The sequence below is a fragment of the Citrobacter sp. Cpo090 genome (assembly GCF_030332665.1).
GTDB classification, from domain to species: Bacteria; Pseudomonadota; Gammaproteobacteria; order Enterobacterales; family Enterobacteriaceae; genus Citrobacter; species Citrobacter portucalensis.
On record NZ_JAOWHK010000038.1, the window covers coordinates 263,238 to 276,207 of the forward strand.

Annotated in this window: 12 protein-coding genes; 8 read left to right on the plus strand and 4 right to left on the minus strand. The window is 49.9% G+C overall.

The window, feature by feature from the left end:
* Positions 1–139 precede the first annotated feature (139 nt).
* Both OGY83_RS23655 and OGY83_RS23660 read left to right on the plus strand, forming a co-directional pair.
* Positions 140–1,522 carry an L-serine ammonia-lyase gene (locus OGY83_RS23655; RefSeq protein ID WP_286637027.1) on the plus strand — a complete coding sequence of 461 codons (1,383 nt, stop codon included), beginning with the start codon at positions 140–142 and terminating at the stop codon, positions 1,520–1,522.
* Positions 1,500–1,889 carry a helix-turn-helix domain-containing protein gene (locus OGY83_RS23660; protein ID WP_286637028.1) on the plus strand — a complete coding sequence of 130 codons (390 nt, stop codon included), beginning with the start codon at positions 1,500–1,502 and terminating at the stop codon, positions 1,887–1,889. Before OGY83_RS23655 ends, OGY83_RS23660 begins: the two co-directional genes overlap by 23 nt.
* On the opposite strand, the gene fghA is transcribed toward OGY83_RS23660, so the two are convergent.
* The gene (gene fghA, locus OGY83_RS23665; protein ID WP_286637029.1) at positions 1,890–2,726 is read right to left on the minus strand and encodes an S-formylglutathione hydrolase; all 837 of its coding nucleotides are present in this window, start codon (positions 2,724–2,726) and stop codon (positions 1,890–1,892) included. It lies immediately after the preceding gene.
* 321 nt (positions 2,727–3,047) lie between these two features.
* On the opposite strand from fghA, the gene folE reads away from it, so the two are divergent.
* The 6 genes from folE to mglC all read left to right on the plus strand — a co-directional run bounded on the left by folE (position 3,048) and on the right by mglC (position 9,968).
* Complete coding sequence (folE, locus tag OGY83_RS23670) at positions 3,048–3,716, plus strand: GTP cyclohydrolase I FolE (protein WP_003027410.1); 669 nt, start codon at positions 3,048–3,050, stop codon at positions 3,714–3,716.
* Between the two features lie 14 nt (positions 3,717–3,730).
* A complete protein-coding gene (gene yeiB / locus OGY83_RS23675) occupies positions 3,731–4,888 on the plus strand; it encodes a DUF418 domain-containing protein YeiB (RefSeq protein ID WP_286637030.1) in 1,158 nt (385 codons plus the stop codon).
* Positions 4,889–5,032: 144 nt separating this feature from the next.
* A complete protein-coding gene (gene galS, locus OGY83_RS23680) occupies positions 5,033–6,058 on the plus strand; it encodes an HTH-type transcriptional regulator GalS (protein WP_020996668.1) in 1,026 nt (341 codons plus the stop codon).
* A gap of 293 nt (positions 6,059–6,351) precedes the next feature.
* Positions 6,352–7,350 carry a galactose/glucose ABC transporter substrate-binding protein MglB gene (gene mglB / locus OGY83_RS23685; protein WP_043016958.1) on the plus strand — a complete coding sequence of 333 codons (999 nt, stop codon included), beginning with the start codon at positions 6,352–6,354 and terminating at the stop codon, positions 7,348–7,350.
* 71 nt (positions 7,351–7,421) lie between these two features.
* On the plus strand, positions 7,422–8,942 hold the full coding sequence (mglA, locus tag OGY83_RS23690; protein WP_003027396.1) for a galactose/methyl galactoside ABC transporter ATP-binding protein MglA: 1,521 nt from the start codon (positions 7,422–7,424) through the stop codon (positions 8,940–8,942).
* 15 nt (positions 8,943–8,957) lie between these two features.
* Positions 8,958–9,968, plus strand: coding sequence for a galactose/methyl galactoside ABC transporter permease MglC (gene mglC / locus OGY83_RS23695; RefSeq protein ID WP_003027393.1), 1,011 nt, complete (start codon positions 8,958–8,960; stop codon positions 9,966–9,968).
* Positions 9,969–10,025: 57 nt separating this feature from the next.
* On the opposite strand, the gene preA is transcribed toward mglC, so the two are convergent.
* The 3 genes from preA to OGY83_RS23710 form a co-directional block, all read right to left on the minus strand.
* A complete protein-coding gene (preA, locus tag OGY83_RS23700) occupies positions 10,026–11,261 on the minus strand; it encodes an NAD-dependent dihydropyrimidine dehydrogenase subunit PreA (protein ID WP_194210602.1) in 1,236 nt (411 codons plus the stop codon).
* Positions 11,255–12,496, minus strand: a complete 1,242-nt coding sequence (locus OGY83_RS23705; RefSeq protein WP_194210603.1) for an NAD(P)-dependent oxidoreductase — start codon at positions 12,494–12,496, stop codon at positions 11,255–11,257. Before OGY83_RS23705 ends, preA begins: the two co-directional genes overlap by 7 nt.
* A gap of 233 nt (positions 12,497–12,729) precedes the next feature.
* Positions 12,730–12,969, minus strand: a complete 240-nt coding sequence (locus tag OGY83_RS23710) for a DUF2542 family protein (protein ID WP_003027385.1) — start codon at positions 12,967–12,969, stop codon at positions 12,730–12,732.
* Between the last annotated feature and the right edge of the window lies 1 nt (position 12,970).

A 12,970-nucleotide genomic window follows, 5' to 3' on the forward strand; every position in this document is an offset into this window, starting at 1 on the left:
GTTAAAAAAAAGATAAAATAGTATTGTTTTTTATACCAACAAATAAACAAAGTCTGAAAGGTATCGTTTTTGATATACACGTCACGGTCTGTTGCTACTGGCGGTATATTCTATTTTGACTAACAGGGATGGGTCTAAAATGGAAAGTTGTATTGATATTTTTAAAGTCGTCATTGGGCCTTCCAGTTCGAGAACAGTAGGACCAATGCGTGCCGCGTTTAACTTCATTTCACAATTAAAGCTACAGGAGATTTTACCGCTAACGCGAGAGATCGAGGTTGAGCTATATGGCGCGCTCTCATTAAGCCGCAAGTGTCATAACGTTGATATCGCTCTTTATCTGGGGCTGTTGGGCAATCAGCCGGATGATGTTGAATTACGCCAGCAGATGGATCTCATTAAACGTGCTGAACAGGACGGCACCCTGACGCTTTCTCCTTCAGTTACTGTGACAGTCGCGATTAAGCCGAATCAACAACCGCATTCTGGTCATCCCTATGCGATGACGTTTCGCGCCAGGGATGATTATTTTACGTTGTATGAAGAAACATGGTTTTCAACCGGTGCTGGGCAGGTTCGCAAACCCGGCGAGTCGGTGCCCGAGAGAGCCGCGCAAAAAAACGTATTTCCTTTTGCGTTTCAAAATGCCGCGCAGCTGCAGGCGCAGTGTCAACGTAATGGATTATCCGTTGCGGCGTTAATGATGAAAAATGAGTTACAGATGCATTCTCAGGCGGCGTTGCACGACTATTTCGCGCATGTTTGGGCGATAATGCAGCAGACAGTCCATCGTGGTCTTCATACTGAAGGACTACTACCTGGCTCGTATCAGGTGCCGCGCAGAGCCTGCTCGCTCTATAAATTACTGGCAATGAAACCCTCTGCTAACGACTTTCTCACCAACCTCAACTGGGTGAATGCGTTTGCGATTGCCGTCAGCGAGGAAAACGCCGCTGGAGGGCGAGTGGTGACCGCGCCAACCAATGGTGCCAGCGGTATCATCCCGGCGGTCCTCAGTTGGTACGATAAGTTTGTCTGTAAGCTGGATAGCGCATCGGTTATCCGCTTTTTCCTCACTGCTGGCGCCATCGCGCTACTGTTCAAACAAAACGCGTCTATCTTAGGTTCTGAAGTCGGGTGTCAGGGAGAGATCGGTGTGGCCAGTTCGATGGCCGCGGCCGGATTAGCGGAACTGATGGGAGCGTCAGTTGCTCAGGTGCTGAACGCTGCAGAAATCGCCATGGAACACCATCTCGGGCTGACCTGCGATCCGGTTGGCGGGCAGGTACAAATTCCCTGTGTGGAACGAAACGCGATTTCGTCCGTAAAAGCGATTAACGCCGCAACGATGGCGATGAGCCGTGTCAGCGAGCCATGTGTTTCGCTCGATGAGGTGATTGCAGCCATGTATGAAACGGGTAAAGACATGAGTGCGAAGTACCGTGAAACATATCACGGCTGCCTTGGGAAAATTCAGCCCAAAAATCGGGGAGGGCGGCATGAAATATCACACCATGAATAATGATGAAATCATCTTGTCATTATGTGCTCGCATCAGAGAAACGCGGATTTCTCTGGCGCTAACGCAGCAGCAGCTTGCTGACGGCGCACAGGTCGGCATTGCGACCATTAAACGCATCGAGAAAGGCGGCGGCCTCAATCTGGACACGCTTATCTCCCTGCTGCGGGCACTGAATAAGTTGCACCATCTGGATGCAATCTTATTCGAGTCTGAAGTGCGTAATTTTAACGAAGGTCATGAAGGTGGTGAGAGCGTGGGGCGATTACAGGTACGCCAACAGGCGGCCGATCTAAATCGTAAAGCATCCGCGCCGCAATCAGAAGAGATGAGCTACAGCGCGGCAATAGAAAATACTCTTTACTGGTGATTACTTCAGCAAATACTGGGCGTGGAAGCGCAAGTGATCCTCAATAAACGACGCAATAAAGTAATAGCTGTGGTCGTAACCAGGCTGGATGCGTAGCGTCATTGGCCATGCAGTCTGACGGGCCGTTTCGGCCAGTACCGCGGGCTGCAACTGATCGGCAAGAAACTGATCGCTGTCTCCCTGATCGATTAGCGTCGGAATCGCGTCTGCGGGCTTGCTGGCCAGCATTAATGCGCAGCTATCCCACTCTGCCCACTGTGTTTTATCTTCGCCCAGATAAGCGCTAAAAGCCTTCTCACCCCACGGAACGCGACAAGGGTTTACGATCGGCGCAAAAGCGGAAACGCTGGTGTATTTCCCGGGGTTTTTCAGCGCCATAATCAATGCGCCGTGACCGCCCATGGAGTGTCCGCTGATGGCGCAGCGATCGCTGACGTTAAACTGCGACTGAATCAGGGCCGGAAGCTCATCACGCAGATAGTCATACATACGAAAATGCGTTGCCCACGGCTGCTGGGTGGCATTGAGGTAAAATCCCGCCCCCTGGCCTAAATCGTAGCCGTCATCGTTAGCTACCTGCTCGCCGCGCGGACTGGTGTCCGGCATCACCAGCACAATGCCCAGCTCTGCCGCGATGCGCTGCGCGCCTGCTTTGGTGGTGAAGTTTTCATCATTACAGGTCAGACCCGACAGCCAGTACAGCACCGGAGGCGGGGCGGTATCGCGGGGTGGTGGAAGAAAAATACTGAAGGTCATGGCGCAATTTAACGTTGCGGAGTCGTGACGCCAGCGTTGCTGCCAGCCTTCAAAACAGCGGTGCTCTTCAAGCATTTCCATGCGTGGCTCCTTGTTGTGTTGAACCTGAATGTGTTTGCGAACTCATCATAATACAGATTATTCATAGCACTGTGAGTAACTTTCACTTCCGCATTGAGCAAACATACTTCATCATCTATATAACTTTACATTAACACTCGACGTCACCGGGCTGAACAGCAAGTGAAATTGCTACGCTGAAAGGCTGCGCCAATTTCAATAATTATCGCGGTGAATACTGGATTATGTGCGCCGCCTCACGCACAATGTTCTGGTTGTGACACAGCCTAAAAACTTTGCCCCATGCAGGGCAGAGGCGCCCCACCTGCAGGAGAAAAAGAAATGTCATCACTCAGTAAAGAAGCGGCACTGGTTCATGAAGCGCTGGTTGCGCGTGGTCTCGAAACCCCGCTGCGCCCGCCCGTGCAAGAGATGGATAACGAAACACGCAAACGTCTTATCTCTGGCCATATGACCGAGATTATGCAATTGCTCAATCTCGATTTGAGCGATGACAGTCTGATGGAAACTCCGCATCGCATTGCGAAAATGTATGTCGATGAGATTTTCTCCGGCCTCGATTACGCCAACTTCCCCAAAATCACCGTCATTGAAAACAAAATGAAGGTGGACGAAATGGTCACGGTCCGCGATATCACGCTGACCAGCACCTGCGAACACCACTTTGTCACTATCGATGGCAAAGCGACGGTGGCGTATATTCCGAAAGATTCGGTCATTGGTCTGTCGAAGATTAACCGCATTGTGCAGTTCTTTGCACAGCGTCCGCAGGTACAGGAACGTCTGACCCAGCAAATTCTCACCGCGCTGCAAACGCTGCTCGGGACGAATAATGTGGCGGTGTCGATTGATGCGGTGCATTACTGTGTGAAAGCGCGTGGCATTCGCGATGCGACCAGTGCGACCACCACCACGTCTCTTGGCGGATTGTTTAAGTCTAGCCAGAACACGCGTCAGGAATTCCTGCGCGCAGTACGTCATCACAACTGATTAGGACAGGAACCATGGAGCGTAATGTCACGCTGGATTTTATTCGTGGCGTCGCCATTCTTGGTATCCTGCTTCTCAATATTAGCGCCTTTGGCTTGCCAAAGGCGGCATACCTCAATCCCGCGTGGTATGGCGACATTACCTTATCTGACGCCTGGACCTGGGCGCTGCTCGATCTCTTCGCGCAGGTAAAATTCCTCACGCTGTTTGCCCTGCTGTTCGGTGCTGGTCTGCAAATGCTGCTCCCGCGTGGTAAACGCTGGATCCAGTCGCGGCTTACGTTGCTGGTGCTATTGGGCTTTATTCACGGTTTACTCTTCTGGGATGGCGATATCCTGCTTGCATATGGCTTGATCGGCCTGATTTGCTGGCGGCTGGTCCGGGATGCGCCGTCGGTGAAAAGCTTGTTTAACACCGGCGTGGTGCTTTATTTGGTGGGCGTTGGTGTACTGCTGCTGTTGGGTGTGATCTCCGGGAGCGAAACCAGCCGGGCCTGGACGCCGGATGCTTCAGCATTGCTGTATGAAAAATACTGGAAAGTGAACGGCGGAATGGAAGCAATCAGCAATCGCGTGGATATGATATCCAATAGCTTGCTGGCGTTAGGTGCGCAATATGGCTGGCAACTGGCGGGGATGATGCTGCTCGGCGCGGCATTAATGCGCAGCGGCTGGCTAAAAGGGCAGTACAGTTTGCAGCATTATCGACGCACTGGCGTTCTGCTGGTTATTATCGGCATGGCGATTAACCTGCCTGCTATCGTCGCCCAGTGGCAACTGGACTGGGCCTACCGCTGGTGTGCCTTCCTGTTACAAGCCCCGCGAGAGCTGGGTGCGCCTTTGCAAACCATTGGTTATGCTGCGCTGATGTTTGGTTTCTGGCCACAGCTTAGTCGCTTCAAATGGGTCATTGCTATCGCCTGTGTGGGGCGCATGGCATTAACCAACTATCTGTTACAAACCATAATCTGCACCACGTTGTTTTATCAGGCCGGTTTATTTATGAAATTTGACCGGCTGGAGCTGCTGTATTTCGTCATCCCGGTCTGGGGGATTAACTTACTTTTCTCCGTCATATGGCTGCGTTATTACCGCCAGGGCCCGGTGGAATGGCTGTGGCGTCAATTAACCCTGCGTGCTGTGGGGACATCATTACCGCGAACATCCAGATAACGATCTGGATCACATTCATTAACAAAATGGATGTAAGCGCTTTCATTCCTGTGACATCACTCACGCAGTCCGTTTCATTGTGCTGACAAAATACCCAGACTGGGGTGTCTGCGGGCAGCCGCAATCTAAAACAGGGCAGTGAATATGGTAACCATTCGTGATGTGGCACGGCAGTCTGGCGTTTCTGTAGCGACCGTTTCCCGCGTACTGAACAACAGTGCGCTGGTGAGTCCCGATACGCGTGAAGCGGTAATGAAAGCAGTCACTCAGCTTGGCTATCGACCTAATGCCAACGCACAAGCGCTGGCGACGCAGGTAAGCGACACGATTGGTGTTGTCGTCATGGATGTATCAGATGCGTTTTTTGGCGCGCTGGTAAAAGCCGTGGATATGGTTGCCCAGCAGCATCAGAAGTATGTCCTGATTGGCAACAGCTACCATGAGGCGGAAAAAGAACGTCATGCCATTGAGGTGCTGATTCGCCAACGCTGTAACGCGCTGATTGTACACTCTAAAGCACTGAGCGATCGGGAGCTGGCCGAGTTTATGGATCAAATCCCCGGCATGGTGCTGATCAACCGCCTGGTGCCTGGTTACGCTCACCGTTGCGTCTGCCTGGATAACATCAGCGGTGCTAAAATGGCGACCCGAATGCTGCTAAATAATGGCCATCAACGCATCGGCTATCTGGCATCAAGCCACCGCATTGAAGATGATGCCATGCGCAAAGAAGGGTGGTTAACTGCCCTGCAAGAGCAGGGGATTGTTGCGGCAGAAAGTTGGGTCGGCACTGGTTCACCCGATATGCAGGGCGGAGAGTCCGCGATGGTGGAACTGCTGGGGCGTAACTTACAGCTGACGGCGGTCTTCGCTTATAACGACAATATGGCAGCCGGCGCGCTGACCGCGCTAAAAGATAACGGCATCGCTATTCCATTACACCTTTCTATCATTGGCTTCGATGATATTCCCATCGCGCGTTACACCGATCCGCAGCTAACCACTGTGCGCTATCCCATTGCCTCAATGGCAAAAATGGCGACGGAGCTTGCGCTACAGGGGGCGGCTGGCACGTTGGATCCGCAGGCGTCGCATTGTTTTATGCCAACGCTGGTGCGTCGCCATTCAGTGGCGCTGCGGCAGAATGCGGCACCGATCACTAACTCATAACGTTGCGCGATGTAACCGCTTTCAATATGTGAGTAAATTCACAGTATATTAACAATGCGATAGCTATGATGACACTGTTTGTTGCGCTGTAACTACTATGTAACGGTGAATAATCACTTTCATCGAGGTATAGGTGCCTTAAACAAAAATTAAAGCCTGTTTTTGGAGCGTTGCCAGACACGGAAGAAATATTTTTTAAAAGTGAGCTTCGGCGTTCAGTAACACTTCAGTAACGTTCTGCCTGCCGAGCATTTATCTCAAGTACTACCCTGCATAATAAAACCGGAGATACCATGAATAAGAAGGTGTTGACCCTGTCTGCTGTAATGGCAAGCATGTTATTCGGCGCGGCTGCGCACGCTGCTGATACCCGCATTGGTGTGACTATCTATAAGTATGACGATAACTTTATGTCTGTAGTACGTAAGGCTATTGAAAAAGATGCCAAAGCGGCACCAGATGTACAGCTGCTGATGAACGACTCGCAGAACGACCAGTCCAAACAAAACGATCAGATCGACGTGCTGCTGGCAAAAGGCGTTAAAGCACTGGCGATTAACCTGGTTGACCCGGCAGCTGCTGGCACGGTCATTGAAAAAGCACGCGGACAGAACGTACCGATCGTGTTCTTCAACAAAGAGCCTTCTCGTAAAGCGCTGGACAGCTATGACAAAGCGTATTACGTCGGTACCGACTCTAAAGAGTCCGGCATTATTCAGGGTGATTTGATTGCCAAACACTGGGCAGCTAACCCGAACTGGGACCTGAACAAAGACGGCAAAATTCAGTTTGTTCTGCTGAAAGGCGAACCGGGACACCCGGATGCTGAAGCGCGTACTACTTACGTGATTAAAGAGCTGAACGACAAAGGCATTAAAACTGAGCAGCTGCAGTTAGATACTGCAATGTGGGATACCGCTCAGGCGAAAGATAAGATGGATGCGTGGATGTCCGGTCCAAACGCGAACAAAATTGAAGTGGTTATCGCCAACAACGATGCGATGGCAATGGGTGCAGTTGAAGCGCTGAAAGCGCACAACAAAACCAGCGTACCGGTATTTGGTGTGGATGCGCTGCCTGAAGCGCTGGCCCTGGTGAAATCTGGCGCCATGGCCGGTACCGTGCTGAACGATGCCAACAACCAGGCGAAAGCCACCTTCGATCTGGCGAGAAACCTGGCTGATGGCAAAGGTGCGGCAGATGGCACTAACTGGAAAATTGAGAACAAGATTGTTCGCGTTCCGTACGTAGGTGTCGATAAAGATAATCTGGCAGAGTTCACCAACAAATAAATATTCCGTATGTGGGCGCAATTTCATTGCGCCCTTAATAATGCACTCTGCAAGGCCAACAAGGTATAATTATGGTCAGCACACATACTCAGTCGTCAGGCGAATACTTGTTGGAAATGACCGGCATCAACAAGTCCTTCCCCGGCGTTAAGGCGCTTGATAATGTCAATTTAAAAGTTCGCCCGCATTCTATTCACGCCCTAATGGGAGAGAATGGCGCAGGGAAATCAACATTATTGAAATGTCTTTTCGGCATCTATCAAAAAGATTCCGGCAGTATTTTATTTCAGGGTAAAGAAATCGATTTTCATTCTGCTAAAGAAGCGCTTGAAAATGGTATTTCGATGGTACACCAGGAATTAAACCTGGTATTACAACGTTCTGTGATGGACAACATGTGGCTGGGACGCTATCCCACCAAAGGTATGTTTGTCGATCAGGAAAAAATGTACCGCGATACCAAAGCGATATTCGATGAACTGGATATTGATATCGATCCGCGTGCGCGCGTCGGTACATTATCTGTTTCACAAATGCAGATGATTGAAATTGCGAAAGCATTCTCCTATGACGCCAAAATCGTCATCATGGATGAGCCAACTTCATCGTTAACCGAGAAAGAAGTTAACCATCTGTTCACCATCATCCGTAAGCTGAAAGAGCGTGGATGCGGTATTGTTTATATCTCTCACAAAATGGAAGAAATCTTCCAGCTGTGCGATGAAATTACCGTACTGCGCGACGGTCAGTGGATTGCGACCCAGCCGCTGGAAGGGCTGGATATGGATAAGATCATTGCCATGATGGTCGGACGTTCACTAAACCAACGTTTTCCGGATAAAGAAAACAAACCAGGTGAAGTCATTCTGCAAGTGCGTAACCTGACCTCGCTGCGTCAGCCGTCGATTCGTGATATCTCGTTTGATTTGCACAAAGGGGAAATTCTTGGGATTGCCGGTCTGGTAGGCGCAAAACGCACGGATATCGTTGAAACGCTTTTTGGTATTCGTGAGAAATCATCGGGTACGATTACGCTACACGGCAAAAAAATTAATAACCACAGTGCAAATGAAGCCATTAACCATGGTTTTGCACTGGTCACGGAAGAGCGCCGCTCAACCGGTATTTATGCGTATCTGGACATTGGTTTTAACTCATTAATCTCCAATATCCAAAACTATAAAAACAAAGTTGGTCTGTTGGATAATTCCCGCATGAAGAGTGATACCCAGTGGGTAATTGACTCTATGAGGGTGAAAACACCGGGCCATCGTACGCAAATCGGTTCACTTTCTGGTGGTAATCAGCAAAAGGTGGTTATTGGTCGTTGGTTATTAACTCAGCCAGAAATTCTGATGCTGGATGAACCGACGCGCGGAATCGATGTTGGCGCGAAATTTGAAATTTATCAGTTGATTGCCGAACTCGCGAAAAAGGATAAGGGGATTATTATTATTTCCTCTGAAATGCCGGAGCTGCTGGGTATTACCGATCGTATTCTGGTGATGAGCAATGGTCTCGTTGCTGGAATTGTTGACACTAAAACAACAACGCAAAACGAAATCCTCCGTCTTGCGTCTTTGCACCTTTAAGATTAGGGGCTCCTCATGAGTGCGTTAAATAAGAAAAGTTTTCTTACTTACCTGAAAGAAGGCGGAATTTACGTTGTTCTTTTGGTTTTGCTGGCGATTATTATTTTCCAGGATCCCACTTTCTTAAGCTTACTGAACCTGAGTAATATTCTGACGCAATCCTCGGTGCGTATTATTATCGCATTGGGTGTGGCTGGACTGATTGTTACCCAAGGGACCGACCTGTCGGCGGGGCGTCAGGTTGGCCTTGCGGCAGTGGTGGCGGCAACTCTGTTGCAGTCGATGGAGAATGCCAACAAGGTGTTCCCGGAAATGGCGACGATGCCGATCATTGTCGTGGTGCTGATTGTCTGCGTGATTGGTGCCATTATCGGGCTGGTGAACGGTATTATCATTGCTTATCTGAACGTAACGCCGTTTATTACCACACTGGGTACGATGATTATCGTTTACGGTATCAACTCCCTGTACTACGACTTCGTTGGCGCATCGCCAATTTCTGGCTTTGACAGCGGATTCTCAACCTTTGCGCAGGGCTTTATTGCACTGGGCAGTTTCCGACTCTCCTACATCACATTCTATGCGCTGATTGCGGTGGCTTTTGTGTGGGTGCTGTGGAACAAGACCCGCTTCGGTAAAAACATTTTCGCCATCGGCGGAAACCCAGAAGCGGCGAAAGTGTCCGGTGTAAACGTTGCGCTGAACCTGCTGATTATCTATGCGTTGTCTGGCGTGTTCTATGCCTTCGGTGGCTTGCTGGAAGCCGGACGTATCGGCTCGGCGACCAACAACCTCGGCTTTATGTATGAGCTGGATGCGATTGCAGCGTGCGTGGTTGGTGGTGTGTCGTTCAGCGGCGGCGTAGGTACCGTATTTGGCGTGGTGACCGGTGTGATTATCTTCACCGTCATCAACTACGGTTTGACCTACATCGGCGTGAACCCTTACTGGCAGTATATTATCAAGGGCGGCATTATCATCTTCGCGGTCGCGTTGGACTCACTGAAGTACGCGCGTAAGAAGTAATCGTACAACGTAAAAAGCCCGGTGCAGTGTAATCTGCACCGGGCTTTGTTATCAGCGTTACAACGTTAACGCATGTTCTTTCTCTCCGGGTTTAAATTTCACCTCGCCCAGATCAATACAGGCTACCGGGCAAACGTGACCGCACAATAAACATCCCACACATTTTTCCGTATTGCAGTGCGGTGTGCGGGTTTCCTCATTCCATTCCATCGCCTGATGCCCACCGTCATAGCAGGAGATGTAGCAACGACCACAGCCGACGCATTTATCAAGATGGATGTTCGGATAGACAATGTAGCTACGGTCAAGCGCCTCGGCGGGGATGATATTGGCATTGGCCAGACCTACCATTTCCTCCAGTGAGTTAAACCCTTGATCGGCGAGGTAATGCGACAGCCCGCTGGTCATGTCCTCCACAATCCGATAACCATACTGCATGATTCCGGTGGTTACCTGCAGTGTGGCCGCGCCTAACAGTAAAAACTCGGCGGCATCTTCCCAGGTCTCAATTCCTCCAATGCCGCTAATCGGGAAATCGCGCAGCTCAGGGTGCATGCGCAGTTGTTGGATAAATCGCAAAGCAATAGGTTTAACGGCCTTGCCGGAGTAGCCGGAAATACTGGATTTACCGTTGACGACCGGCATCCCGATTTTCCTGTTCAGGTCGATATTGGTGATGGATTTAACCGTATTGATGGTCGCGATACCGTCGGCTCCTCCGCGTTTTGCTGCCAGCGCCACCTCACACATATCACCAATATTTGGTGTCATTTTAGCCAGCATTGGCAGAGGCGAACCGCGTTTAACCGCCCGACAGTATTTTTCAACCAGCTCAGGACTTTGCCCCACATCGCTGCCCATGGCATGTGAGGTCATTTGCGGGCACGAGAAGTTGCACTCGATCATATCTGCACCCGCTTCTTCAACCAGGCGGGCCAGTTCCTGCCATTGCTGCTCATTTTCTCCCATGATCGACGCAATCAGGACCTTGTCCGGGTAGTTTTGTTTCAGTCGCCGAATAGCAGCCAGATTCTCCTCCAGCGGATGCTCGGCAATTTGCTCCATGTTTTTGAAGCCAATAAAGCCGGTATCTTCTTTGGTGAGATGGTCAAAGCGCGGGGAGACTTCATTCGCAATAAAGAAACCGATCGTTTTAAAAACAATACCGCCCCAGCCGGTATCATAGGCTTTGGCGCACATTTCATAGCAGTTGCCCACCGGAGAGGAAGAGAGGCAGAACGGGTTGGGAAATTTGACGCCGCAAAAGGTGATAGAAAGATCTTTCGTTAACATGAGCAAGCTCCCTCTAAATAGTGATGAATGGCCTGAGCGGCTTCTTTTCCGGTTTTCACGGCGTAAACGACCGTTTTATCGCCTTCAACAATATCGCCCGCAGCAAACAGAACCGGATCGGCGGTTTGGTAGTTTTGCGTATTGATAAGATTGCGCTGTGGCTTTAACGCGGCGAAATTATCAAGCTGAGCGTGTTGGCCAACGGCAAGAATAATGTGCTCGGCTTCCAGCGTGAGTTCACCTGGCAGGCGTACGTGCTTAAAGGTAACTTGATTTCCGCTAACCGCCACGGGCGTGAAACCGTCAATAATCGACACGCCTAATGCCTGGGTGCTGCTGAATTCTTTATCGCTGGCCGGGAAGTCGTTCAGTTCTTCACGCGCAACACAGGTGACTGACGGGCAGCCCAGCAGCTTCAATGTACTGGCGACATCCATCGCCACATCACCACCGCCGATGATTAATGCACTTTTGGCGACGGTAATATCGCCGCTGGATTGCCGGGCTCGTTGCAGAAAATCGACGGCAATTTCAACGTGATTCGCCTTCTCAAACAGAGGCAATGTTGATCCGTAAGACATGCCTACGGTAACCAGTACGGCGCGATATTCTGCTTTGAGTTGCTCAACAGAAAGGGCATTGCCGACTTCACAATTGCACTTGATGGTCACGCCCATTTCAACGATACGGGCAATTTCATGATCCAAAATCGAATGCGGCAAACGGAACTCTGGGATGCCATAGCGCAACCAGCCGCCTGGCTGAGCCTGTTTTTCGAAGATGGTTACGTCATAACCAAGATTGCTCAGCGTTACGCTGGCCTGTAATCCTGCCGGACCTGCGCCGATAATGGCGACCTTGCCCAGCGTTTTTGTTGCCGGCTGATAGATTTTCATCGCGGTCTGCTGTTCAAAATCGGTTATAAAGCGCTGCAGACGCGCGATATCGATAGGTTTATCAATTCCTGAGCGCGTACACCCGCGCTGGCATAATTTTTCGGTTGGGCAAACTCGGGCACACACCGCACCGAGCGCATTATTTTCGCGGATAGTTTCGGCCGCGCCTTTAAAATTACGGAAATAAATGGAACGAATAAATTTCCCTGGGTCGGTTTGCGCCGGGCAATCCTGGCTACAGGGGGCATCGTGACATAATAAACAGCGGGAAGCCTCTTTTATTGCTAATAATGGAGTAAAAGCAGGCGTGAGCTCATCCAGATAATTTTGTTGTGGCATATTTTCTTCCTTAATGCTTGAGTAAATTAAGGCAAACCGTTAATAACAAAATATAAAAAGTGAAAGGCTATTCTTAAGGCTAAGCACTGCAGGAAGAGTATTCTGTGAAAGGATTCACAAATAGAAGATAGTTTGAGGGAAATGCTGGCGAGCAGCATTAATCCCTTATATTGAAATGGTAACTATTATCAAAATATTAGCTATTCTCAAACGCTAATATAAAAGCAAATGCATTATCGATAAAAAACTAAGTAAATAACCATACCGAAGGATAAGCATCCGCATCCAGCATAAACCAGTACGTAAGACCAAAATTGCAGCGGCTCTTGATTGCGATAAGCGAAAACCGGTTCTCGCGCATTCTTTTTAATTTTATCTACGGCTCCCGAGCGCCAGCCTTTCCAGGCTTCACGAAAACAAAACACCGGAATGAGCAGAAAGGCCAACACGACGAAAAGGGTTTGTACATCCATG

Bases quoted from the DNA above. Each gene is read 5' to 3' on its own strand.
- OGY83_RS23655 (WP_286637027.1), top strand. From the start codon at position 140: ATGGAAAGTTGTATTGATATTTTTAAAGTCGTCATTGGGCCTTCCAGT.
- OGY83_RS23660 (WP_286637028.1), top strand. From the start codon at position 1,500: ATGAAATATCACACCATGAATAATGATGAAATCATCTTGTCATTATGT.
- fghA (WP_286637029.1), bottom strand. From the start codon at position 2,726: ATGGAAATGCTTGAAGAGCACCGCTGTTTTGAAGGCTGGCAGCAACGC.
- folE (WP_003027410.1), top strand. From the start codon at position 3,048: ATGTCATCACTCAGTAAAGAAGCGGCACTGGTTCATGAAGCGCTGGTT.
- yeiB (WP_286637030.1), top strand. From the start codon at position 3,731: ATGGAGCGTAATGTCACGCTGGATTTTATTCGTGGCGTCGCCATTCTT.
- galS (WP_020996668.1), top strand. From the start codon at position 5,033: ATGGTAACCATTCGTGATGTGGCACGGCAGTCTGGCGTTTCTGTAGCG.
- mglB (WP_043016958.1), top strand. From the start codon at position 6,352: ATGAATAAGAAGGTGTTGACCCTGTCTGCTGTAATGGCAAGCATGTTA.
- mglA (WP_003027396.1), top strand. From the start codon at position 7,422: ATGGTCAGCACACATACTCAGTCGTCAGGCGAATACTTGTTGGAAATG.
- mglC (WP_003027393.1), top strand. From the start codon at position 8,958: ATGAGTGCGTTAAATAAGAAAAGTTTTCTTACTTACCTGAAAGAAGGC.
- preA (WP_194210602.1), bottom strand. From the start codon at position 11,261: ATGTTAACGAAAGATCTTTCTATCACCTTTTGCGGCGTCAAATTTCCC.
- OGY83_RS23705 (WP_194210603.1), bottom strand. From the start codon at position 12,496: ATGCCACAACAAAATTATCTGGATGAGCTCACGCCTGCTTTTACTCCA.
- OGY83_RS23710 (WP_003027385.1), bottom strand. From the start codon at position 12,969: ATGGATGTACAAACCCTTTTCGTCGTGTTGGCCTTTCTGCTCATTCCG.